The sequence below is a fragment of the Nostoc sp. DedQUE08 genome (assembly GCF_034530895.1).
Taxonomy (GTDB): domain Bacteria; phylum Cyanobacteriota; class Cyanobacteriia; order Cyanobacteriales; family Nostocaceae; genus Nostoc.
The window spans coordinates 24,912-49,953 of sequence record NZ_JAVRCD010000049.1; the positions used below are offsets into that span (position 1 = coordinate 24,912).

Annotated in this window: 17 protein-coding genes; 13 read left to right on the forward strand and 4 right to left on the reverse strand. The window is 43.7% G+C overall.

Annotation, left to right across the window (positions count from 1 at the left end; translation table 11 throughout):
- The first annotated feature begins 203 nt into the window (after positions 1–203).
- The 5 genes from metH to RMY64_RS26790 all read left to right on the forward strand — a co-directional run bounded on the left by metH (position 204) and on the right by RMY64_RS26790 (position 11,212).
- A complete protein-coding gene (gene metH / locus RMY64_RS26770; protein WP_322683186.1) occupies positions 204–3,731 on the forward strand; it encodes a methionine synthase in 3,528 nt (1,175 codons plus the stop codon).
- Between the two features lie 418 nt (positions 3,732–4,149).
- Positions 4,150–4,791: a class I SAM-dependent methyltransferase gene (locus RMY64_RS26775; protein WP_322683187.1), complete on the forward strand. Its 642-nt coding sequence runs from the start codon at positions 4,150–4,152 to the stop codon at positions 4,789–4,791.
- 220 nt (positions 4,792–5,011) lie between these two features.
- Positions 5,012–6,997 (forward strand): molecular chaperone HtpG, encoded by a 1,986-nt coding sequence (gene htpG, locus RMY64_RS26780; protein ID WP_322701593.1) that lies wholly within the window; start codon positions 5,012–5,014, stop codon positions 6,995–6,997.
- 164 nt (positions 6,998–7,161) lie between these two features.
- A complete protein-coding gene (gene rpmB, locus RMY64_RS26785) occupies positions 7,162–7,398 on the forward strand; it encodes a 50S ribosomal protein L28 (RefSeq protein ID WP_322683189.1) in 237 nt (78 codons plus the stop codon).
- 643 nt (positions 7,399–8,041) lie between these two features.
- Entirely contained in the window at positions 8,042–11,212 is a 3,171-nt protein-coding gene (locus RMY64_RS26790) for a GAF domain-containing protein (protein WP_322701594.1), read from the forward strand.
- A 195-nt stretch (positions 11,213–11,407) separates the two neighbouring features.
- On the opposite strand, the gene RMY64_RS26795 is transcribed toward RMY64_RS26790, so the two are convergent.
- Positions 11,408–12,088 (reverse strand): DsbA family protein, encoded by a 681-nt coding sequence (locus RMY64_RS26795; RefSeq protein WP_322683191.1) that lies wholly within the window; start codon positions 12,086–12,088, stop codon positions 11,408–11,410.
- A 226-nt stretch (positions 12,089–12,314) separates the two neighbouring features.
- Here RMY64_RS26795 and ffh point away from each other — a divergent pair, with 226 nt between their 5' ends.
- From ffh to RMY64_RS26820, 5 genes are all read left to right on the forward strand, one after another.
- Positions 12,315–13,781 carry a signal recognition particle protein gene (gene ffh / locus RMY64_RS26800; RefSeq protein WP_322689727.1) on the forward strand — a complete coding sequence of 489 codons (1,467 nt, stop codon included), beginning with the start codon at positions 12,315–12,317 and terminating at the stop codon, positions 13,779–13,781.
- A 404-nt stretch (positions 13,782–14,185) separates the two neighbouring features.
- The gene (rpsP, locus tag RMY64_RS26805; RefSeq protein WP_322672514.1) at positions 14,186–14,446 is read left to right on the forward strand and encodes a 30S ribosomal protein S16; all 261 of its coding nucleotides are present in this window, start codon (positions 14,186–14,188) and stop codon (positions 14,444–14,446) included.
- Positions 14,409–14,840, forward strand: a complete 432-nt coding sequence (locus RMY64_RS26810) for a KH domain-containing protein (protein WP_322672513.1) — start codon at positions 14,409–14,411, stop codon at positions 14,838–14,840. The genes rpsP and RMY64_RS26810 overlap by 38 nt, the downstream gene beginning before the upstream one ends.
- Positions 14,841–15,189: 349 nt before the next feature.
- On the forward strand, positions 15,190–16,143 hold the full coding sequence (locus tag RMY64_RS26815) for a PhoH family protein (protein ID WP_322672512.1): 954 nt from the start codon (positions 15,190–15,192) through the stop codon (positions 16,141–16,143).
- A gap of 276 nt (positions 16,144–16,419) precedes the next feature.
- On the forward strand, positions 16,420–16,824 hold the full coding sequence (locus RMY64_RS26820; RefSeq protein ID WP_322672511.1) for a ChuX/HutX family heme-like substrate-binding protein: 405 nt from the start codon (positions 16,420–16,422) through the stop codon (positions 16,822–16,824).
- Between the two features lie 5 nt (positions 16,825–16,829).
- Here RMY64_RS26820 and RMY64_RS26825 read toward each other — a convergent pair whose 3' ends face one another.
- Positions 16,830–17,168, reverse strand: a complete 339-nt coding sequence (locus tag RMY64_RS26825) for a carbon dioxide-concentrating mechanism protein CcmK (RefSeq protein WP_322672510.1) — start codon at positions 17,166–17,168, stop codon at positions 16,830–16,832.
- Between the two features lie 116 nt (positions 17,169–17,284).
- Here RMY64_RS26825 and RMY64_RS26830 point away from each other — a divergent pair, with 116 nt between their 5' ends.
- Both RMY64_RS26830 and RMY64_RS26835 read left to right on the forward strand, forming a co-directional pair.
- On the forward strand, positions 17,285–18,085 hold the full coding sequence (locus RMY64_RS26830) for a DUF6816 family protein (RefSeq protein WP_322701595.1): 801 nt from the start codon (positions 17,285–17,287) through the stop codon (positions 18,083–18,085).
- Between the two features lie 88 nt (positions 18,086–18,173).
- The gene (locus RMY64_RS26835; RefSeq protein WP_322701596.1) at positions 18,174–19,994 is read left to right on the forward strand and encodes an ABC transporter ATP-binding protein; all 1,821 of its coding nucleotides are present in this window, start codon (positions 18,174–18,176) and stop codon (positions 19,992–19,994) included.
- Positions 19,995–20,310: 316 nt separating this feature from the next.
- Here the strand turns inward: RMY64_RS26835 and RMY64_RS26840 are convergent, their stop codons facing one another.
- Positions 20,311–21,267: a hypothetical protein gene (locus RMY64_RS26840; RefSeq protein WP_322683195.1), complete on the reverse strand. Its 957-nt coding sequence runs from the start codon at positions 21,265–21,267 to the stop codon at positions 20,311–20,313.
- 336 nt (positions 21,268–21,603) lie between these two features.
- Positions 21,604–22,248 carry a Uma2 family endonuclease gene (locus tag RMY64_RS26845; RefSeq protein WP_322701597.1) on the reverse strand — a complete coding sequence of 215 codons (645 nt, stop codon included), beginning with the start codon at positions 22,246–22,248 and terminating at the stop codon, positions 21,604–21,606.
- Positions 22,249–22,748: 500 nt separating this feature from the next.
- On the opposite strand from RMY64_RS26845, the gene RMY64_RS26850 reads away from it, so the two are divergent.
- On the forward strand, positions 22,749–24,854 hold the full coding sequence (locus tag RMY64_RS26850) for a M3 family metallopeptidase (protein WP_322701598.1): 2,106 nt from the start codon (positions 22,749–22,751) through the stop codon (positions 24,852–24,854).
- Positions 24,855–25,042: the final 188 nt, after the last annotated feature.

Consider the following 25,042-nt stretch of genomic DNA (forward strand, 5'->3'; position numbering starts at 1 on the left):
CAATCAAGCCACATGATATAAGGACGCTTTTGCATAATTCTGCCGTCGCCAACCTTGATAAATCAGGTCAAAATGAGCCAATGGTGAGTTTCAGCAAAACAGACTTTATGAAAAGATGCCGAAAATATCACAATCTTGGAAAATAATAAAGTAAGTCGAGTATCACAAGACTCACTTGATATCCTCATTTATTCTAGGAAAATATGACTCATTCTTTCCTTGAACGCCTGCGTAGTCCAGATAGCCCAGTCCTCGTTTTCGACGGGGCGATGGGAACCAACTTACAAACCCAAAACCTGACTGCTGAAGACTTCGGCGGCCCGCAGTATGAAGGTTGTAACGAATACTTAGTCCACACCAAACCCGAAGCTGTCGCTAAGGTTCACCGAGACTTTCTTGCGGCTGGTGCTGATGTCATTGAAACCGATACCTTCGGCAGTACATCCCTTGTGCTGGCAGAATATGACTTGGCAGACCAAGCCTATTACCTCAGCAAGACAGCCGCAGAATTAGCCAAGCGTGTGGCTGCGGAATTCTCCACGCCAGAAAAACCCCGGTTTGTGGCAGGTTCCATCGGCCCCACAACTAAACTCCCAACTTTGGGACACATTGACTTTGACACCATGAAAGCTACTTTTGCCGAACAAGCAGAGGCGCTGTGGGATGGTGGTGTCGATTTATTTCTGGTGGAAACTTGCCAAGATGTGCTGCAAATTAAGGCAGCGCTGAATGCCATTGAAGAAGTGTTTGCCAAAAAAGGCGATCGCCGTCCGTTGATGGTGTCTGTGACAATGGAAAGCATGGGGACAATGTTGGTTGGTTCAGAAATCAGTGCTGTGCTGACAATTCTGGAACCTTACCCAATTGATATTCTCGGTCTAAACTGCGCCACAGGCCCAGACTTGATGAAACCACATATCAAGTATCTGGCAGAACATTCACCTTTTATCGTTTCCTGTATACCCAACGCGGGTTTACCTGAAAACGTTGGCGGTCAAGCGCACTACCGCCTGACACCGTTAGAATTACGGATGTCGCTGATGCATTTTGTTGAAGATTTGGGTGTCCAAGTGATCGGGGGTTGCTGTGGGACGCGTCCAGAACACATTCAACAATTGGCAGAAGTCGCTAAAGGTTTGAAGCCAAAAGTTAGACAACCAAGTTTAGAACCAGCAGCAGCATCAATTTACACCACTCAGCCCTACGACCAAGATAATTCCTTCTTGATTGTTGGCGAACGTCTCAACGCCAGTGGTTCCAAGAAATGCCGCGATTTGCTAAATGCGGAAGATTGGGATGGACTCGTTTCAATGGCGAGGGCGCAAGTCAAAGAAGGCGCACACATCCTTGATGTCAACGTCGATTATGTGGGACGCGACGGCGTGCGCGATATGCACGAATTAGTTTCGCGCATTGTCAATAATGTGACATTGCCTTTAATGCTTGACTCCACCGAATGGGAAAAGATGGAGGCGGGTTTAAAGGTTGCTGGTGGTAAGTGTTTGCTGAACTCCACCAACTACGAAGACGGGGAACCGCGCTTTTTGAAGGTGCTGGAGTTAGCGAAAAAATACGGTGCTGGTGTAGTCATTGGTACTATCGATGAAGATGGAATGGCGCGGACAGCAGACAAAAAGTTTGCGATCGCTCAACGCGCATACCGTCAAGCTGTAGAATACGGCATACCACCCACAGAAATATTCTTTGATACCCTTGCCTTACCCATTTCCACCGGGATTGAAGAAGACCGAGAAAACGGTAAAGCTACAATTGAATCAATCCGGCGGATTCGTCAAGAATTGCCTGGATGTCATGTAATTTTGGGTGTTTCCAATATTTCCTTTGGTTTAAATCCAGCCTCGCGGATGGTGCTGAACTCGGTGTTTTTACATGAAGCGACGACGGCGGGAATGGATGCAGCCATTGTCAGCGCTAATAAAATTTTACCGCTCTCGAAGATTGACGCCCGCCATCAAGAAATCTGTCGCCAGTTGATTTATGACGAACGGAAATTTGAGGGTAATGTTTGCGTTTACGATCCCTTGGGAGAGCTTACCACAGCGTTTGCCGGGGTAACAACTAAACGCGATCGCTCCTTAGATGAAAGTCTCCCCATCCCAGAACGTCTCAAACGTCACATCATCGATGGCGAACGCATCGGCTTAGAAGAACATCTGAAAAAAGCCTTAGAAGAATATCCCCCCTTGGAGATTATCAACACCTTCCTGCTAGATGGCATGAAAGTTGTCGGGGAATTATTCGGTTCTGGACAAATGCAGCTACCCTTCGTTTTGCAATCTGCGGAAACCATGAAAGCGGCGGTGGCGTTTCTCGAACCGTTCATGGAAAAATCAGAATCGGGTAACAATGCCAAGGGAACCTTTATCATTGCCACAGTCAAAGGCGATGTCCACGACATTGGTAAAAACTTGGTGGATATCATCTTGTCCAACAACGGCTACAAGGTGATTAACTTGGGGATTAAGCAGCCGGTGGAAAACATCATCAACGCTTACGAACAGCATAAAGCTGATTGTATTGCAATGAGTGGTTTGCTGGTAAAATCCACCGCCTTCATGAAAGAGAATTTGGAGGTATTCAACGAAAAGGGAATTAGTGTCCCTGTGATTTTAGGTGGTGCGGCGTTAACTCCCAAGTTTGTCTATGATGATTGCCAAAATACCTACAAAGGTAAAGTTGTTTATGGCAAAGATGCCTTTTCTGACTTGCACTTCATGGATAAATTAATGCCAGCAAAGGCAACTAATAACTGGGAAGATTTGCAGGGATTTTTGAACGAAGTTGAAACTGCTGAAGTTTCGACTAATGGCCACAAAGAACCAAAAGCGACAACTGCTGAAGAAACATCTGCTGAACCAAAAGTAGTAGATACAAGGCGTTCCGAAGCTGTGGCAATAGATATTGAACGTCCCACACCGCCTTTCTGGGGAACGAAGTTATTGCAGCCTAGTGATATTCCCATCGAAGAAATATTCTGGCACTTGGATTTACAAGCTTTGGTTGCTGGACAGTGGCAATTCCGCAAACCAAAGGAACAATCTAAGGAAGAATATCAGGCTTTCTTAGCGGAGAAAGTGTACCCAGTTTTAGAAAGTTGGAAACAGCGGATTATTGAGGAGAATCTGTTACATCCGCAGGTGATTTACGGATATTTCCCTTGTCAAGCCGAGGGGAATTCTCTACATATATATGACTCAGAAAGTCAATCACAACAGATTGCAACTTTCGAGTTTCCCAGACAAAAGTCTTTAAGGCGGCTGTGCATAGCAGATTTCTTTGCACCGAAGGAGTCGGGAATTATTGATGTCTTCCCAATGCAAGCGGTGACTGTCGGGGAAATTGCCACAGAGTTCGCTCAAAAGTTGTTTGCTGCCAATCAATACACCGATTATCTGTATTTCCACGGTATGGCGGTGCAGGTGGCGGAAGCTGTAGCTGAGTGGACACACGCTAGAATTCGCCGGGAGTTAGGTTTTGCTGCTGAGGAACCCGATAATATTCGGGATATATTAGCACAACGCTATCGTGGCTCGCGGTATAGTTTTGGGTATCCAGCTTGTCCAAATATCCAAGACCAATACAAGCAACTGGAGTTATTGCAGACTGACAGGATTAACTTGTATATGGATGAAAGCGAACAACTTTATCCAGAACAGTCTACCACTGCGATTATTACCTATCACCCGTTAGCCAAATACTTTAGCGCGTAAAATCCTACTCGTTAAAGTAATACGTTTGGTGTTAGTGATATTTTGCCCTGAAAAATCCCCCTTCAAAGCCTCTCTTCTTCTAGGCTACGGTGTGTATACAAGTCCTTCTCACCCCCTCTAACTCCCCCTTGCTAAGGGGGAGAACCGGATATTTCCCTCCTTAGTAAGTAGCAGAACCGGATATTTCTCCCTTGTAAAGGGGGAGAACCGGATATTTCCCCCCAATACATCGGGGGGATTAAGGGGGGTAAATCCAAGGTTTGGGCTTCATTACCAAGATGTGTGTGTACCGTAGCCTTCTAGGAGATGTAGTGTATACAAACGAAACAAGGTACTGTTATTTTGATGATTGTTCCGGGAATCCTGTAGTTGTATACCCACCAAATTTATTAATCTCTCAGCTTAGGTAGGCTTATTTATGCAACTCATCACCTCGTTAGATATTAGAAATTCAGAATATTTATCAAAAAATCGCCTCATCAGTTATCATCACCAGTTGCGTTTAATTTTTTCGCTGGGTAATCAGGTAAAAAACGTTCTGGAAATTGGGATTTTTAATTCTCTATTAACAGACATCCTGAAGAATAATGGATACAACGTCTCCACTGCTGATGTTGACCCCAGCCTCAAACCAGAAATAATTTTAGATTTGACTACAGATTTTTCCTTACCAAAAGATAAATTTGATGCGATTGTCTTATTTCAAGTGCTGGAACACTTCCCCTACCCTGAGTCAGAAGAAGCATTGAGAAAACTTGCTATTGCAACCAAGAAATTTTTGGTGATTTCAATTCCTTATTGCACTCAATACCTTTCGTTTCAAGTGAAAACCTCTTTCTCCGGCAGACCAAGGCATTTACTATTCAATGTGCCAAAATTCTGGAGTACAACGCCAGTCTGTGACGAACACTGCTGGGAAATGGGTTTAAAAGGATATCCGAAAACGCGGATTTTAAACTCTGTTGCCAAAGCTGGGTTAACTGTTAAGCAAGAATTTATCGATCCTACTTATCCATACCATTATTTTTTGGTGTTGGAGAAGAATTCTAGTAATACTTAAACAGCAATCTGGGGAGTGGGGAGTCGGAAGTAGGGGAATCCGAATCAGAAAATGGCGGCAAACAATGCTCAAAAAAGGTGCGATCGCCTCAGCTATGCTTTTAAAATCCTAATTGGTATCATACCCTTCTATGTTCTCCGGGTTTATCCTGGAAAACAGATGGCTAGGTTGTATTACCTACTATCATCGTTTCAGATACTAACATCGAAAATTACCAATTATGCTAGAACAAGGCACTATCAGTATTCATACTGAGAATATTTTCCCGATCATTAAGAAGTCGCTCTATTCAGATCACCAAATCTTCTTGCGGGAACTGGTATCCAACGCTGTAGACGCCATCCAAAAGCTAAAAATGGTATCCCGTGCCGGCGATTATGCTGGAGACATCGGCGAACCAGAAATTGAAATTGCCATTGACAAAGATAAGAAAACTCTATCAATTTCTGATAACGGTATCGGGATGACCGCAGATGAAGTTAAGAAATATATCAATCAAGTCGCCTTCTCTAGTGCTGAAGAATTTATTCATAAGTATGAAGGCAAATCAGATCAACCGATAATCGGCCACTTCGGTCTTGGTTTCTACTCTTCTTTTATGGTGGCGCAAAAGGTAGAAATTGATACCTTATCCTATCAAGAAGGGGCACAGGCGGTTCACTGGTCTTGTGATGGTTCGCCAGCTTTCACCCTGGAAGAATCGCCCAGGACAACTCGCGGTACTACTATTATTCTCAGCCTGCAAGGGGAAGAAGAAGAATTTCTCGAATCTGCACGAATCAAGAATCTTGTCAAGACATACTGCGATTTCTTGCCAGTCCCGATTAAACTAGATGGCGAAGTAATAAATAAGCAAAAAGCACCGTGGCGAGAGTCTCCAAGTAATCTGACTAAAGAAGATTATTTAGAGTTTTACCGCTACCTGTATCCTTTTCAGGAAGAACCTTTGTTATGGGTACATCTAAATACAGACTATCCCTTTATCATCAACGGGATTCTGTATTTCCCGAAAATGCGACCGGATGTAGATGTTACCAAAGGGCAGATCAAGCTATTTTGCAATCAAGTTTTTGTTAGCGACAACTGCGAAGAAATTATCCCGCAATTTTTGATGCCGATGCGGGGTGTGATTGATAGTACCGATATTCCCCTAAACGTATCGCGCAGTGCTTTGCAAGGCGATCGCACCGTGCGGAGAATTGGTGACTACATTGCCAAAAAAGTAGGCGATCGCCTCAAAGAACTTTTCCGCGACAACCGCGAACAATACATTAGCGCGTGGAAAGACCTCGGCACTTTTGTAAAATTCGGCGTTCTCAACGACGAGAAATTCAAAAAACAAATCGAAGATATCATTGTCTTCCGCACCACCGCCAAGTTGACAGAAAAAGTTGCTGCTGAAACTCCAGTCGTTGAAGTACAGTCTTCAGACGGCGATGCTTGGCAAGATGTCACTCCTTCACCCAGTTCTGACTCAGCACCCAGCGCTCCTTATACTACGCTGAAAGAGTATCTAGAACGCAACAAAGAACGCAACGAAAATCGGGTTTTCTACAGCACCGATGAAGCAACCCAATCTACATACATAGAACTGCACAAAAATCAAGGCTTGGAAGTCCTTTTTATGGACTCCTTCATCGACACTCACTTTATCAACTTCCTAGAGCGGGAATATCAGGATGTGAAGTTTACGCGGGTAGACTCAGATTTAGATAATACCCTGCTGGAACAAGATAAAGATAAGGAAATTGTCGATCCCAAGACGAATAAAACTCGGAGTGAGACGATCAAAGAGTTATTTGAGAAATCCCTCAACAAACCCAAACTCAACATCCGTACCGAAGCTTTGAAATCAGACGATCCTCATGGTACACCACCTGCGATCGTGCTTTTACCAGAAATTCTCCGCCGCCTGCGGGAAATGAACGCCATGATGCAGCAGCAGTCAGCAGAGTTTCCCGAAGATCACATTTTGCTGGTGAATACTGCTCACCCGCTAATTCAAAATCTGGCAAATATTAACCAAGGTAGTATCATTCAAGGTAACGGTGAATCGTCTACAGATCAGTTAGTGAACTTGATTTGTCAACACGTTTACGATTTAGCGCTGATGTCTCAGAAAGGATTTGACGCTGAGGGAATGAAATCCTTCGTCGAGCGATCGAATGAGGTACTCACCAAGCTGACGGAACAAGCGAGTAAATAGTGGTGAGTGGGCATTGGGCATTGGTTCAATAACTAATAGTTATTCTTCCCCTGCTCCCCTGCCTCCCCTGCTCCCCCTGCTCCCCCTCCTCATCTCCCCACTTCTGCTGCCTAAGACCTAAAATGGAAAGGCTGTATTAAAATAACAATCTGGAGATAGTAGCTATGTCCCGTCGCTGTGAATTAACTGGTAAGAAGGCAAATAACGCTTTTTCTGTTTCTCACTCCCACCGCCGTACTAAACGCCTTCAGCACGCTAATCTGCAAGACAAGCGGGTTTGGTGGGAAGCCGGAAATCGCTGGGTGAGATTAAAATTGTCTACCAAAGCAATTAAAACCCTACAAATTAATGGGTTAGAAGCAATGGCAAAAGAAGCTGGCATTAACCTAAATCATTACTAAGTAATCTGGATTTCATAACCTGAAACTTTTGTAGGTTGGAATATAGGTGATTCGTAGTGGCGCACAGCTAGCTGTGCGCCACTAGTGTTTATTACACCTTGAGTAGCAGGTAGGCTCTCTATATTTTGAATTCTGTTGGCAGTAAGAGAGAAATATAGGAATCCATTTTGATTTGGAGAACTAACTTGGTTTTGCAGGCAAGAGGCAAGACCAAAAAGACTCTTTGAATTATACTGAGTTTTTTCACGCAATCAAATATGAGTTCTTTATGTAATTTTTACACTACGGATAAATCCCGGTGTCTCTGAATAAAAATACTTACCAGTTTTCTATTTTTAATAATTGAAGTTAGACCGCTCTATACCCAAAATTAATTATGAATTGATTTTGTAATTGCTCAACACTCTTAACAAGAGACCGAGATAGAGATTAACTGAATAAATAGAAAAACTGCCCGACCTCAAACAACTATCGAACAAGGCAAAAGAAGCCTTGATAGTAAAGCTATGAAGGAAAATCCAAAAACTAAAAACCGCACAGCAAACTACAAGTAATCAAGACTCTCTACTAACCAAGACTAGTTGAGCAATTACAAATAAACAAGGGAATACTGAAAGCAGGTAGTCTATTTTATTTATAATTTATGACAGCGAATAGTTATGAAGCGTCGAACCACTTAGGGCTGCAAGAGTGTCACAAACAGCTACAGCTAACGGTTCAATATCAAAAAATATTGGCGAGGATTCTAGCTAAGATTCGCGCATCTGTAAATATAGAATCTCTCTGTTCGACTTCTTGTCAAGATATTTGTCGGCAATTGAAGATTGAGCGAGTTGCAATCTACCGCTTCAATGAAGACTGGAGCGGTAGTTTTATCAATCGCTTGGGCTTTGCAGAACATCCTTGGGATGCATTGACCGCCTTTGGACAGGATTTAGTTTGGGAAGATTCACATTTGCAAGAAACTCAGGGAGGGCGATATCGCAAAAATGAGCCGTTTGCTGTAGCTGATATTTACGATGCAGGGCACGCTCGTTGTCATATTGAAGTATTAGAACAGTTTCAGATTCGGGCGTATGCGATCGCACCGATTTTTATTGGTGCAAAATTGTGGGGAATGCTTGCAGCTTATCAACATTCCGCTCCTCGGCAATGGTATCCTCACGAAGTCGAATTCTTTGCCCAAGCTGCCAGCCATCTTGGTGTAGCAATGCAGCAGACAGAAACCCTAGAACAAACCAAACAACGCACAGCAGAACTGCAAGATGCGATCGCACGCCAACGTGCGTTGACGGAAGTGGTAGGAAATATTCGCTCCTCTGTAAATACTGAAATTATTCTAGATACTGCCTGTCAAGAACTCTGCAAACTCCTGAAGTTAGAGCGGGCAGCAATTTATCGCTTTAATGAAGATTGGAGCGGCGAATTTGTCAGCCAATTCGGCATGGTAGAGGCGCAGTGGGATAGAATCAATCCCTTTGGCAGAAATCTCGTTTGGCAAGATACCCACCTCCAAGAAACGAAAGGTGGACGCTACCGCAATAACGAAAGTTTTGTTGTCAACGACATCTACCAAGCCGGACACTCGCGTTGTCACATTGATATTCTGGAGCAATTTAAGATTCGGGCGTATACCTTAGCGCCCATCTTCATCGGCCCAAAACTGTGGGGATTGATAGCAGCATATCAACACTCTGGGTCGCGTCAATGGGCAAATTACGAAGTGGAGTTTCTGGGACAAGTAGGGGCACAATTGGGAGTCGCGATTCAGCAAGCCGAGAATTTGGCTCAGTCAAAACAACAGGCTTCTGCCCTACAAGATGCGATCGCAAGGCAACGAGCATTAACTGAAGTGGTTGGGAAAATTCGCTCCTCTTTAAATATTGATTTAATTCTAAAAACTACTTGCCAAGAAGTATGTAAACTGCTGCGAGTTGAGCGGGTTGGCGTTTATCGCTTTAATCCAGACTGGAGTGGCGAATTCGTCAGTAATTTTGGTATGGTTGAGGCACAGTGGGACAGTATTAATCCCTTTGGCAAAAATCTCGTTTGGGAAGATACCCACCTTCAAGAAACCAAAGGCGGACGCTACCGCAACAACGAAAATTTTGCTGTAGAGGATATTTATCAAGCTGGACACTCGCGCTGTCACCTAGAGATTTTGGAGCAGTTCAAGATTCGCGCTTATGCGTTAACCCCAATTTTTGTAGGACGGAATTTGTGGGGATTGCTGGCTGCCTATCAACATTCCGCACCGCGCCAGTGGGATAGTGTGGAAGTGGAATTTTTGGGACAGGTTGCTAGCCAACTGGGAGTGGCACTGCAAAGTTCTCAAATGGTGACTCAAATTCAAACTCGCGCTGATGAACTGCAACAATCGGCTGAACAGCGCCGGATTTTATTTGATTTGGTCGTCAAAATTCGGGAATCTTTGGATTTGGAGACGATCCTTAAGACTACAGTACAGGAAGTGCGGCGATCGCTAAATACAGATCGAGTTGGCATTTTCCGCTTCGATCCGAATGTTGGTTTTTGCAGTGGTGAATTTATTGCTGAAGATGTCTTACCCAAGTTCGATTCTGCCCTCGCTGTGAAGGTGCAAGACTATTGCTTCGGCGATCAATACGCACCCCAATATCGCCAAGGGCAAGTGCAAGTAATATCTGATGTCAACAGCGTTGGCTCGAAAGTACCTCATCTGGATGTGATTGAGCGATTCCAAGTCAAAGCACAGATTATTGTGCCATTGATGGAAGGGGATGAACTGTGGGGGTTGTTGTGCATTCACCAATGCACCCATACACGTCATTGGGAAGAAGCGGAATTGGAATTTGTCACTCAAGTGGCGGCTCAACTCAGTGTAGCGCTGCGTCAAGCCAACTTATTTCAACAATCTAGTTTGCTGGGTCAAACTCGTGAAGAAGCGAATCAACTCGCCCAAGCACTGAATGAACTGCGTACTGCCCAAATGCAAATTATCCACGCTGAAAAAATGGCCAGTTTGGGGCAACTGGTGGCGGGAGTTGCCCATGAAATTAATAACCCGATTAATTTTATCCACGGCAACTTAGAACACGCTCATCAATACACGCAAGAATTGCTTCGCTATGTGCAACTTTATTGGCATCATTATCCTGATGCCGCACCAGAAATCCAAGAGTTCTTCAAAAAAGCCGAAATAGCGTATTTGGTCGAAGATTTACCTCAATTATTCCAGTCCATGCAGGTCGGCACTGAACGCATTCGGGAAATTGTCACATCTTTGCGGAACTTCTCGCGCCTAGACGAAGCTGACTTCAAACCAGCAAATATTCACGAAGGCATCGACAGTACATTAATGATTTTACAAAACCGTTTGAAGCCTTCAGCTGATAGCCTCACCATTCATGTGAGCAAAGATTATGGTACTTTACCTCTAATAGAATGCTATCCCGGTCAGTTGAATCAGGTATTTATGAATTTGCTGTCCAATGCCATTGATGCTCTAGAAGAACGAACCACAAAGGAATCTTCTGAAGCACTGGCAAAAAACCCCTGCAAAATCCGAATTTCTTCCTCCCTGCTCAATAAAGATTGGATTGTCATTCGCATCGCCGACAACGGACTCGGCATAGATGAAAAAGTCCTTTCTCGACTGTTCGATCCATTTTTTACTACTAAGGTTGTCGGTAAAGGTACAGGTTTGGGACTGTCTATCAGCTATCAGATAGTTACAGAAAAACACAACGGTAAAATATACTGCCAATCTGAGCTTGGCAAAGGTACAGACTTTGTGATTGAGTTGCCGATTCGTCAGGTAACAACTAAAAAATAACTAGCTAATAGCAATTCTTTATGAAGGCGCATAGAAAGAACCCCACCGCCTGCGGCACCTCCCCTTGGTAAGGGGAGGTTGGGAGGGGTCAAAATAATGTGTAGCCTCATATAAAATTGGTATCAGGTCAAGGAGTTAGACCAGGAATAAACAAAGAAGCAAAGTGATGATTTTTCCAACTCACCTGAAAAATTATCACTCGGCACTCAGTACTGTTTTGGTAACAGCAGTATTACATAATTGTTTTACCTTTTCTGTTACCCAATCAACACGATCCTTTCCCCAAAACCTCTCACCTTCAACTACCCAAGTCGGGACTCCGGGACAGCCAAACTGTTCGTATTCTGCCAAAGCTGCCACTGCTGCAAGTTTTGCTGCTTCCCCGTAGATTAACTCAAGAATGCGATCGCCATTCAACCCAACATCATCTGCAACTTTCTTAATCACAGACTCATCGTTGACATCAAGCTGATCGATGTACGTCGCTCGAAAGAACGCGGCATCAAGCAGATGCTCCTTCCCAGTTCCACAAGCCGCGTAATACGCTCTTGCAGGAAGTTCTTCGCGGCCAAACTTCATTTTCTCCCAGCGTTTTACCCACCGACCAAATTCTTCAAACTCCTTGAGCCGAATTTCAATGCCGTACTTTTTTGCCCACCGTAGACAATCTTCTTTGTGATACGACGATAACAGGGCGTTTTCACTTCGTCCTTGTAAATCAACTATCTTTATACCTCGCTCCTTTGGTATGTAAATTGGTCGTCGTTCAATATCAACAGGTAAACCCTGCAAAGCTTTTTCAGCAAGAGCGATACCAATATATGAATTTGACGAATGGTATATCGAGTATGAGTATACTTTGATTCGCTGCGACATCTTGGCTACCGTAGCTACCTAACTGATAATATTACGAACTAGCGATCGCAGCAGTAGGCAATATTCAATCATCAAAGTCCCCAATCCCCAATCCGTATCTGATTGCTACAGTCGCGGTGAAAAATACTAAGCTGGTAGATAGCACGTTAAAACTTTAGCGGAAATTCGCGATCGCATTCATCGGCGGTTTAGAATTCCCCATTGGCGAACTACCTGTAATTACATTATGTTTGATGCATTATCTGACCGTTTAGAATCCGCCTGGAAAAAACTGCGGGGACAGGACAAAATTTCTCAATCCAACATTCAAGATGCATTGCGCGAAGTGCGCCGCGCCCTGTTGGAAGCAGATGTCAATCTCCAGGTAGTAAAAGATTTTATTAGCGAAGTCGAAGCCAAGGCACAGGGAGCCGAGGTGATTACCGGCGTGCGACCTGACCAACAGTTCATCAAAATTGTTCATGATGAACTGGTGCAGGTGATGGGAGAAGAAAATGTTCCCATCGCAGAAGCCCAGGCACAGCCTACTATTATTCTCATGGCTGGGTTGCAAGGTACTGGTAAAACCACAGCTACCGCTAAGTTAGCCTTACATCTGAGAAAATTAGAGCGTAGCTGCTTGTTGGTGGCGACAGACGTATATCGCCCAGCAGCGATCGACCAGTTGGTGACGTTGGGTAAGCAAATTGACGTACCAGTATTTGAACTAGGAAGCGACGCCGATCCCGTAGAAATCGCAAGGCAAGGTGTAGAACGCGCCAGAGCAGAAGGTGTCAACACGGTAATTATTGATACTGCTGGTCGTCTGCAAATTGACGAAGATATGATGGCGGAATTAGCCCGCATCAAAGCAACCGTCCAACCCCATGAAACTCTGCTGGTCGTGGACGCGATGACTGGTCAAGAGGCCGCAAATCTTACCCGCACCTTCCACGAACAGATTGGAATTACTGGGGCAATTCTCACCAAGTTAGATGGTGATAGCCGTGGTGGTGCTGCGCTTTCGGTGCGAAAGATTTCGGGAGCGCCGATTAAATTTGTGGGCGTGGGTGAGAAAGTCGAGGCACTGCAACCGTTTTATCCCGATCGCATGGCATCCCGAATTTTGGGAATGGGCGATGTGCTAACTTTGGTAGAAAAAGCCCAAGAAGAGTTTGACTTAGCTGATGCTGAGAAAATGCAGGAGAAAATTTTGTCAGCAAAGTTTGACTTTACTGACTTTCTCAAGCAGCTGCGGATGCTAAAGAACATGGGTTCTCTGGGAGGCTTGATCAAGATGATTCCAGGGATGAACAAGCTTTCAGACGATCAACTCAAACAGGGAGAAACCCAGTTAAAGCGCTGTGAGGCGATGATTAACTCCATGACTCGCCAAGAACGCCACGACCCCGATTTATTAGCCAGTTCTCCCAGTCGGCGGCGGCGGATTGCTGCTGGCTCAGGCTATAGAGAGTCAGATGTCAGCAAACTGGTGGGTGATTTCCAAAAAATGCGATCGCTCATGCAGCAAATGGGTCAAGGCGGCTTCCCTGGAATGCCGGGAATGTTCGGCGGTGGCGGCGGTATGGGCAACGCCTTCGCCGGTGCTGGTAATCGTCCCGCAGCCCCAGGATGGCGAGGTTATGATGGTGCCTCAGCCACAAAAAAGAAAAAACCCAAAGATAAAAAGAAAAAAGGCTTTGGCAATCTTTAGTCATTAGGCATGGGGCATTGGTAATTTGCTAATGAGCGAATGGCACTAACGAAAAGGCGAAAGGCTTGTGTCACCTCGTTCCCAGTCTGAAGACTGGGAATGTATTCCAAGAGGCTCTGCCTCTGGTCAAGCCACTGGAGGCGGAGCCTCCAGGCTCTTAACCCGTTAGGGTAAAGCTTATAGCTTTACAATCGTGCCATTCGCTAATGACCAATGACAAAGGACAAATCACTAATGACAAATAGCAGCAAATGCTAGGCAGTGCTAAAATTAGCATTTCGACCTCAGAATTTATTAGCAGAGGAAACTAACCCTTAATTTATCGGCAGCAGCCAGATTTAGGTTACTTCCTCACCAATTAGTTGCTAATTAATATCTAACTACAGGAGAATGATTCTTCAACCATGATCAAACTGCGCTTGAAACGATTCGGTAAAAAGCGGGAAGCAAGTTACCGCATTGTCGCCATTAACAACCTCGCTCGCCGCGATGGCCGTCCCTTAGAAGAATTGGGTTATTATAACCCCAGAACTGATGAAGTGCGACTAGACGTTCCCGGTATCGTCAAGCGACTACAACAAGGCGCTCAACCCACTGATACCGTTCGTCGCATTCTAGTAAAAGCTAATGTTTTTGAGCAGGTCAGTGCAACAGCCGCATCATAATTTCGGAACAAAACTCCCAACAGCTAGCCCCAACTATGTTGAGCTGGTTCGGTTTTTGGTACAGCCGTTTTTGGAATCTCCAGAAACATTAAGCGTCGATTGTGAAATTTCTCAGGCCCTCAACCGGGTTTGGGTTCGCATCGCCTTTGAAAGCACAGATAAAGGAAAAGTGTTTGGTCGAGGGGGACGCAATATTCAGGCAATTCGTACAGTAATTGCCGCAGCCGCAGCCGCAGCTGGGCAATCAACATACCTGGATATCTACGGCAGCACCACTCCGGGCCGGGAGGGTATGTCTTTTGATGAAGACACTGAAGATCGATCGCCACCGCCGATTAAGAGAGAACCGCGAAATGATGGGCCTAAACCCATTGTTAAACCGCGCCTCCGTTAGGTTGAAACTAGAGAGTAAATCTGAGCGGTTGTTGTTACCTCCGCTCAGAATTTTTATAAAGATGGAAAGTAACAAAAAGATTTTTAAATCTTTTTTTGAACTCTTCACCAGTAGGGGCTATGCCCTCACCCCCAGCCCCTCTACCATGTTGGGAGGGAGTAAATTCTCCAGTTCCCTTTCTCCCAATATGGGAGAAGGGGTTAGGGGATGAGGGCAAGCTGTACGCCCCTATGGATGATTAATTTGTTGCAAATATTTTTCAAAATGTAGGTAATAAAAGTATAAATTCGCCGTTAGCGAGAAAAATTAACCTTTGTCAAATACAGATCCTCACCAATTAAGAAATACTATGGCAGGTGCCTTAACAATTCAGCTGCCGAATATTACCAGTGCGATCGCTCTAGCTGGAGATGGAGAAGAAAATCTCAAAATCTTATCTCAGCAAACAGGAGCCACTTTAGTGCTACGCGGACAGGAATTAGTGATTTCTGGTACTGAAAAGCAAATTGATTTGGCTTCTCGATTAGTGCGATCGCTTGAAGACCTCTGGATTAAAGGCAATACTATTTCCAGTGCGGATATTTTAACAGCCCGTCAAGCCATAGATAGCGATCGGCAAGGGGAACTACAAGATTTACAGCGAAATGTCCTCGCCAAAAGTCGCCGGGGTGAAGAAGTCCGTGCCAAAACCTTCCGCCAGCGTCAATATATCGACGCACTCCGCAAACGCGATCTTACCTTTGGAATTGGCCCTGCTGGTACTGGCAAGACTTATCTCGCTGTTGTTGTCGCCGTCCAAGCACTCCTTGCCAACCAATTTGAAAAGCTAATTTTAACTCGCCCTGCTGTCGAAGCTGGTGAAAAGCTCGGTTTTTTGCCTGGAGACTTACAGCAGAAAGTTAATCCCTATCTTCGTCCACTTTACGATGCTATTTATGAATTTATCGATCCAGAAAAAGTACCCAGTTTAATGGAACGCGGTGTAATTGAAGTCGCACCACTGGCTTATATGCGGGGACGCACCCTTAATAACGCTTTTGTAATTGTAGATGAAGCGCAAAATACTACACCTGCTCAAATGAAAATGGTTTTGACTCGTTTGGGTTTCCGTTCGCGGATGGTGATTACAGGCGATATGACACAAACTGATTTACCACTTCACCAACAATCGGGTTTAGGAGTAGCTTTACAAATTTTAAAACACGTTGAAGGTATTGCTTTTTGCGAATTTTCTCAAAAAGATGTCGTGCGCCATCCGCTAGTTCAGCGCATTGTTGCGGCTTATGAACAATACGAAAAATAGGGATTGAGAATGGGGCATGGGGCATTGGGCATTAGTTATACCAATTTGAAAAAATAATGCGACAAATAAACCATTTGTAGAGACGCGATTCATGAGCCAGCGCGTTGCGGGGGTTCCCACGGCAGTCGCTCATGGGGGAACCCCCAAGACCGCGCTGCCTCCCCGTTGTAGCGACTGGCGTCGCGTCTTTACCCAAGGATATGTTGCAATCATTAATTGAATTGGTATTATGAATCATCGTTTAACCAACGACAAATGACAAAGGACAAATGACAAATGACCACAACATTAAAAGACTTTTTAGAAGCTTGTGAGACTCTTGGAACTTTGCGTTTAATTGTTACTAGTAGCGCGGCTGTATTAGAAGCACGGGGCAAGATTGAAAAACTATTTTATGCAGAATTACCAAAGGGTAAGTATGCAAATATGCACACCGAAGGCTTTGAATTTCATTTGAATATGGACAAAATTATTCAGGTTAAATTTGAAACAGGTGAAGCGAAAAGAGGTAACTTTACAACCTATGCCATTCGGTTTTTAGATGATAAACAGGAGTCTGCTTTAAGCTTATTTTTACAATGGGGTAAACCAGGAGAATATGAACTAGGACAAGTGGAAGCTTGGGAAACTTTAAAAGAGAAGTATGGGGAAGTTTGGCAACCTTTACCAGCAGAAATTTAATACACCTAAACTGATAGGGGTGGAGGAAATCGGATATCTGCACTGAACTGCTCGATATTAACGCTGCGATGAATCGGTAAAACATATTCTAAATTTTCGTGGGGACGGGGAATAATGTGATTAGAAAGTACCTCGCCACCGTCAACTCGCAGCACCGCCTTTAATCCTGCTGTCACTGCTACATTCACCTCGCCTATAGCTCCTCGAATTAAGACAGTAATTCGTCCCAAATCAGTGTTTTCATAACCAACAAGGGTTACACGGGCAGCTTTACACATGGCATCTCCCACTTCCACTGCTGTGGGAACGCCATAAACTTCAATCATACCTAATGCCAATGTCATGCTATCACTATAAATTTGGGATAGGGCTAATTATCTCACTACAAAGTTTTAATTTATTACAGAAAATTACTTAATTTTTAATCGGTAAACAATAACCATTAAATACAAAACTGCTAATGCTTGTAATCAAGGTAATTTGGAGTTTTTGCTTGCTGTTTTTATTCCTTATGTGGGATGGTGAAGCTTTTGCAGGAGAGTTATCTCAAAGGTTAGCAAATTTTCCTCAATGGGAAAAACTAACTTCAGTGCAACCTGCTTCGGGTGATTTAGTTTACCCTGAATGGATGGCTGGAACTTGGAAAGTTACAAGTACCTTAGTAGATTTAGCTGCACCTTTAGCACCAGAAATTGTAACACCAGGGTTTGAAGGTAATCATCGGCAATTAAATCAGCCTGTGAGTTTTGTAGTAAGATTTGTGAAACAGCAACCACCTATTTCTGGATTAAAAATACTTACTCGGATAGGTGACAAATCCCCAATTTTAGTAGCGGATAGAGCGTTTAATAGCTTGAATTTGGCAAGAGCTTATTTAGGGGATAAAGCAGTGTTATCAGTCAAAGTAGATCCAGATTCACCTAATCGTCAAATTACGTTCTTGCGTAGCAGTCGCCAACTAGTTTCTATTGTGACTGCACGTGCTACAGAAACTACCCCTGATGGCAAGTTCATCACCACAGAAGTGTTTCAACAACTATTTAAAGGCGGTTCGCGCCCCTATTTAAACTCTGTAGAATCGACTACGGCTTATCATCAAGTTTCAACATCTAATCCGGTGATTGAAGCAGATCAAGTTACTGCTGTCTATCTTTCATCCCAAGATCCAGATTACTTTAAAGCTGGTTTTCGACCAGTTGCTCTCTACCGCTATCGCCTCGAATTTTTCCCTCAAGAGCTACCAACTACTCCCAAAGAGTGATTTGTCATCTAGCTCTTGACTACTTTTGTAATACATTTGTAGTATATAAATTCCAAGTTTACGATCGCGCTCTTGGACGGTGTGCATCATGGCCAAATTTCAAGATATTGTCAATTACTTTCGCTCTGATTGGAAGCTGAGTCTCTTTAGTATTGGAGCATCCAGCGTTTACGAAGTTATTGATTTGGTTGTCCCTTATGCGATCGGACAGATTTTAAACATTTTATCTGCTCAACCCTTGGACAAACCACTTCAAAGTGCGATCGCAACTTTTTCGGACATCACCAATTACCCAGTTAATAAAACTCTATCTTTGGGTGTATTACTGGGTTTAATTTTCGTTGTCACCGTAGTGAGAGCGCCAACACAACCCTGGTTAACCAATTGGTTTCATTGGGATATAGCTTTCAGGTCGCGTCGAGAGAAAAACGAAACAGCGATCGCTAAAGTTCTGACTCTGCCACTAGAATTTTATGATGAAAATAACCCTGGACGCATTGCCGGCAGAGTAGCTAGAGGTGTTGCTAACCACACTTGGGCATATCCCGAAATCGCCGGACAGTTGATTCCTAAACTGGCTCGTGTACTGGGGATTTTTGTGTTTATCTTGTTCATTGAGTGGCGGATTGCAATTTTGTATCTAATTTCCTTTGTAATTATTCTCAGCTTCAGCTTGAAGGGTTTACAACAGCTAATTAGGTACGAAACTCGTCTGGATAAATATGGAGAGAACACCGAAAGCCGCACTTCCGAATTAATCACCAATATCAAAACGGTGAAAGCATTTGCTACAGAAGCTAGAGAACTGAAGCGGCAAAAGCAACGTTTGAATCGCGAACTAATGGTGCTTGATTATCGCATCCACAAAGGTTATACGATATTGGGTACTTGGCAAAGAACCGTAATTCAGTTTTGTGTGTTTGCAATACTGGGTTTAACTTTAGCAGCAACAGTAAATGGGAGAATTTCTCTCGGTCACTTTGTCATGACCTTAACTCTTTCTAGCATGGCTTATGCCGAATTAGAACCTATTGGTAGCTTGGCAGAAGTTTTTGCCCGTCGTTATTCTTCCATGCTGCGGTTTCACGAATTTCTGCAAGAGCCAACTGCATCTGATTCAGCTAGTCTCTTAGAAGAAAGCAACCAGACAGAATCACCTTATAAATTTACTGGAAAAATTGAGTTGTCGCACCTCACTTTTGGATATGATGCCAACCGTCAGGTTTTGCAAGATATCAACTTGTTGATTGAGCCATACCAAACAGTGGCATTAGTGGGGCGTTCCGGTTCTGGTAAGTCTACTTTAGTGAAATTGTTGTTGCGATATTTTGAACCTCAAGCAGGTCAAATTCTGATTGATGGTCAAGATATTCGCACTTTGGATGTCGGTAAGTATAGACGAAGATTAGCGATCGTTCACCAAGAAGTAGACGTTTTCAACGGTACTATCTTGGATAACCTGACTTATGGCAGAACGAATGCCACTTTCGAGCAGGTTCAAGAAGCCTGTAGAATTGCCAGAGTCGATGAAGTAGTGCAGCACTTACCCAAAGGTTATTACACTGTCGTGGGAGAACGAGGTGTCAGGTTATCTGGAGGACAAAGACAACGCTTGGGAATTGCTAGAGCGTTGTTAGTGGAACCAGACGTGCTGGTTTTTGACGAAGCCACCTCTAGTTTAGATTATGAGTCTGAGCGTTCAATTCAGCTAGCGATGCGATCGATTCAGGGCACTTGCACCACCATTGTTATTGCCCATCGTTTAAGCACAGTCCGGGAAGCTGATAAAATTGTCGTTCTAGAGCAAGGAAAGATTGTAGAAGTGGGTAGCCACGATGAACTCTTGCGTCATGAGGGTATTTACCGCCGCTTGCACTCCCTGCAAGAAACAGGAGAACTCCTGAGTTAGGGGACATACACATTTTGGATTTTGGATTAACCCCATAAATGAATCCACCTGATTAAATCGACTTTATTCACAATAAGGTCGATTTCTTTATAGATATCTTCAGAAATTAAATATGTGTTATCTAAAACCCTTTCGCGCCTGTTCGGTGGTATAACTAATATTATCAAGTGGGGAATTTGCTCCTATTCCCCAAGAAAAGCGTTAGCCATTGAAATTAGTTTTACGCGCTTGGATGAAGCGCGATAAGTAAAGTAAACGATCCATTGATCGCTACTGGAATACTAATCACTAATCGAAGTCTTCCAATCAGAAAAAACTAAGATTTACTCTTATCTGCTTCTTTCTGTGCCGCCTCACTGTATTTTTTATAAAGTTGAGTACGAATTTTAGCTTCTTGATAACGGCTGTGGGTTTGTGGTACCGTACTCATTAAATCTGAAGCCCGTTGCCACTTAGCAGCAATCTCTAACCACTGAGTTGAGGTTGTAGCTGTTTTTCCAGATGCAGAAGCTTGGTTGGCAATTCGCACAGATATTTGAAATGGATCGTCAGAAGGCTCAGAAAAGGTATTGTTAGGAGCGCGAGACGGTATTTGGGCTTTGCTATCGTTAGTGTTTTCTGTAGTTAAAGATTTGGAAGTTTCTGGTTGTATTAGGTTTTTCAATTTATTACCTAGCTGGGCATAAACAACCCAACTAAGCAATAACAGCGAGCATAAACCTGCTGCTGCTAATATCTTTGTTTTAGGTTTATTTTTGTATTTTTCTTTGTTAATGAGTACTAAAGGACGAGAGACTTGAGTTTTAGGATAATTTGGTTTTCCTAGTTCAGCTTGAGCTTCTGTGAAATCTTTAATTAATTGCTTTACAACATTTGGCTGAATTAATGTAATTTCCTGTGACCAAAGCAATTGATTTTCGCGATCGCTATCTATTTCTTTTAACCACAGCAATTGTTGTTCTCGAACAATCCGACTGTTGATCTTGACGCGGCGAATGTGACGTGGGGCGATAGACTCAAGAATTTGCTGGATTTGTTCTACCAGGGGAGATTGCTCAAGTTGCTCTACTTTAGCTGCCTCGCACAGAATTTGTAAGACACCATCAGAAAAAATGGCTCTAGTTCTGACACACGACTGGGCTAGCTTTTCGTTCAATAGCTGAATAATCGCCGCAACGCTGCCTTGGTGAGCTTGCCAAGCTATATCGTTTATCCGGTCTATCACCTGAAATTTAGTGATAGCTCTTCCACCCTGACTGATTAACGTATTCATTAATTTAGGGACTCTTTTCTACTGACCTTGATCTTGTCTTCGATTTTACGAGTAAAAAGATGAGTTGCCAAATAATATCATAAATATGGAAATATAGAGCCTTCCTTTGCGGTTTGTAAGGAAGCTCGCTGATGGTCAGTTAATTTGTACGCTTACACGCCTTGAAAATGTGGAATTCTTCGGTTGAAACTGCGCTTTCAAGTTAACGCCTATGCTGACGGACAATTTACCTGTTTGATATAGTACACGATCGCGTCTTTTTGTGATAGTGCGAAGCACCCGCCACATGCGATCGCAAATCTATAGCTAGATAATATCAGGGTCAACGCCAAGCGATCACAGTTGTTCTTTCAACCTTTCCACCTGCGACTCTGCTTGTTCTCTCACCAATCTTTCCTGTTTCAGTGCCTTTGCCAACTCCTCTGGAATCAGCAACTTTTCTCCAGTGTCTTCTCGATAAAAACCGATCAGTTGCCATTCTATTTGCAAGCGCAGCTGCAAAAGTTCACATCGACTATCTGTAATTGGCCCATACACCTCACCTCGCAGTCGATACCCTTGCAATTTCTCCTTAATCCACTCTCCCTTGGGATCAAATAACCAGTACTCTATTACGCCTAATTGTTCATAGAGCGTCTTCTTGAAACCCGTGTCCTGGTTTTTAGTACCCTCGGAGGTCATTTCAAGGATTACTACAGGCACTTGTCCCTCTTCCCATATCTTGTAATTATCCCGTCCTCCAGGAGCGACATTAAAAATCACCATTACATCAGCAGCTACCCGTAACCTTGGAAAACCCTGAGCATAATAGAGAAACTGGTTACTCAAAACCGTTGCTTGCCGATCCAGCAAATATTGCCTCAATACTTCTAAAGTTGCCAGTAAAGCACATAAATGAGCATAACTTTCTGCTAAAGGTTCACCATCCGAGCTTGGATAAAAAACTTCTGTTGATTGAGAACTGGGTAAGAGGCTAGTCACGTCGCTTCTCTTCGAGACGCCAAGGGCGAACGCTCCGAATTCAAAATTCAAAATTAACAATTTCCATAAATAAATTTAGTTGCCTGTATCCTTTTCTGTTTCGGTCATCATTAGCCACCTGTTGAGAAGATGCCTGGATGATTATATTATCTCAGGCACTTTCCTTGAAATTTCTAGAACTGCCGAGTAAATGAAGAAGACAAAGGTGATGAGAGAGAATAACCATGTCCAATGTCCCTCAAGAGTGCTGTTAGCGGAAAGCTAAGGTTTAGCCCGTGCTGTTAGCGGCTAGCTAAGGTTTTGCCCAATGCCCAATCCCCAACAATGTTGTTCAAATACCAAACAAAATAGTTATATCGGGATACTTTTGTGAGGAATTATCGTTTTTTTTAGCTTTTTGCCACAATGGCAATACTAAATAGCACAGCGATCGTTACATTAGAAGATATATAAATAAAAATCAACAATGATTTTTTTTCGTTCGCAGTTCACACAAAATCATGAGTGCAAGTACCATTATTTCCGATAATCCCTTACTCCAAGGCACTGGTTTACCTCCATTTACAGAGATTAAACCAGAACGAGTAGTACCCGCCTTCAATCAGTTGCTAGCAGAACTTGACCAGCAACTTGCCACCTTAGAGGCTAATGTACAGCCGACTTGGAGTGGTTTAGTAGAACCCTTAGAAAAGCTGACAGAACGGCTTACCTGGAGTTGGGGGGCGGTAAATCATTTAATGGGTGTTAAAAATAGCCCGGAACTGCGCGAAGCTCATGAAATCGTACAGCCACTAGTCGTACAATTTATCAACAAACTCGGTCAAAGCCAACCCATCTACAATGCTTTTAAGGCACTTCGTAGCAGTGATAGTTGGGCAACTTTAGAATTAGCCCAACAGCGCATTGTAGAAGCCGCCATTCGAGATGCAGAACTTTCTGGGGTAGGCTTAAAAGGAGAAGCAAGAGACCGTTTCAACGCCATTCAGATGGAGTTGGCAGAACTTTCTACTAAATTCTCTAACCATGTACTTGATGCCACAAAAGCCTTTAGCTTAACCCTGACAACAAAAGCGGAAATTGACGGTTTACCACCAAGTTTGGTGAGTTTAGCCGCTCAAGCTGCACGAGCCGCAAAAGAAGAGAATGCCACACCAGAAAATGGCCCTTGGCGCATTACTTTAGACTTCCCCAGCTACGGCCCTTTCATGCAGCACAGCACCCGTCGAGATTTGCGTGAAAAGCTCTACAAAGCTCATATCACTCGTGCTTCTAGTGGCGATTTAGATAATAACCCGTTAATTGTGCGTATTTTGGAGTTACGGCAAGAACTCGCAGATATACTTGGCTTTAAGAGTTTTGCCGAATTGAGCCTTGCAAGTAAAATGGCTCCTAACGTTGAGGCAGTTGAAGCACTATTAGAAGAACTACGCCAGGCCAGTTATGATGCTGCTGTCAAAGACTTAAAAGAACTCCAAGCTTTTGCTGCATCTTATGGAGAAGAATATCAAGATTTAAAACATTGGGACATCAGCTTTTGGGCAGAACGCCAACGAGAAGCAAAATTTGCCTTTACCGCTGAAGAATTACGTCCCTATTTTCCCCTTCCCCAAGTGCTAGATGGCTTGTTTGGACTTGTTAAGCGGCTATTTGGTGTTACAGTAACCCCTGCTGATGGCCAAGCCCCAGTATGGCATGAAGATGTCCGTTATTTTCAAATAGCCGATGAAACTGGTTCTCCCATCGCTTACTTCTACTTAGATCCCTATAGCCGTCCAGCAGAAAAACGTGGTGGTGCTTGGATGGATGTATGCATCAATCGTGCCAAAAATGAAAATGATGCAACTGCCATCCGTTTGCCTGTGGCTTATTTGATATGTAACCAAACTCCCCCAGTAGATAGTAAGCCGAGTTTGATGACTTTCTATGAAGTAGAGACTTTGTTCCACGAGTTTGGTCATGGATTGCACCACATGCTCACCAAGGTTGACTATGCGGGAGCCGCAGGTATCAATAATGTGGAATGGGATGCAGTGGAACTACCCAGTCAGTTTATGGAAAACTGGTGTTATGAGCGACCCACTTTGTTTGGTATGGCTAAACACTACGCAACTGGAGAAGCTCTACCAGAGCATTATTATCAAAAGCTGCTAGCGGCGCGTAATTATATGAGTGGTACTGGTATGTTACGGCAAATTCACCTTAGCAGTGTTGATTTAGAACTACATTACCGCTATCGTTCTGGCAGCAATGAAACTCCAGCAGATGTGCGTCATCGCATAGCTAAGACTACTACTGTTTTACCACCACTTCCAGAAGATTCAATACTGTGTTCTTTTGGGCACATTTTTGAGGGTGGTTATGCAGCAGGTTACTACAGTTACAAATGGGCTGAGGTACTAAGTGCTGACGCTTTTGCCGCTTTTGAAGAAGCTGGGCTAGAAAATGAAGAAGCTATAAAAGTGACAGGTCGGCGTTATCGGGATACAGTACTAGCACTCGGTGGTAGCAAGCATCCAATGGAGGTGTTTAAAACTTTCCGGGGTCGTGAACCAAGTACGATCGCTTTGCTCAGGCACAATGGTTTAGTAAGTGCTGCTGCAAACTAAACAACACAACTGTAGAGATGTTGTATTGCAACGTCTCTACATCAAATCTTTGCTTATACAAATTCAATCGATGAATCGGTGTAAAGTCAAGACGCGATTCATCGCGTCTCTACAAATGGTCTATTTTTTCCATTCTTTTTTCAAATTGGTATAGCAACAGTCAAGGTGGTTAGGACATCAACAGACGA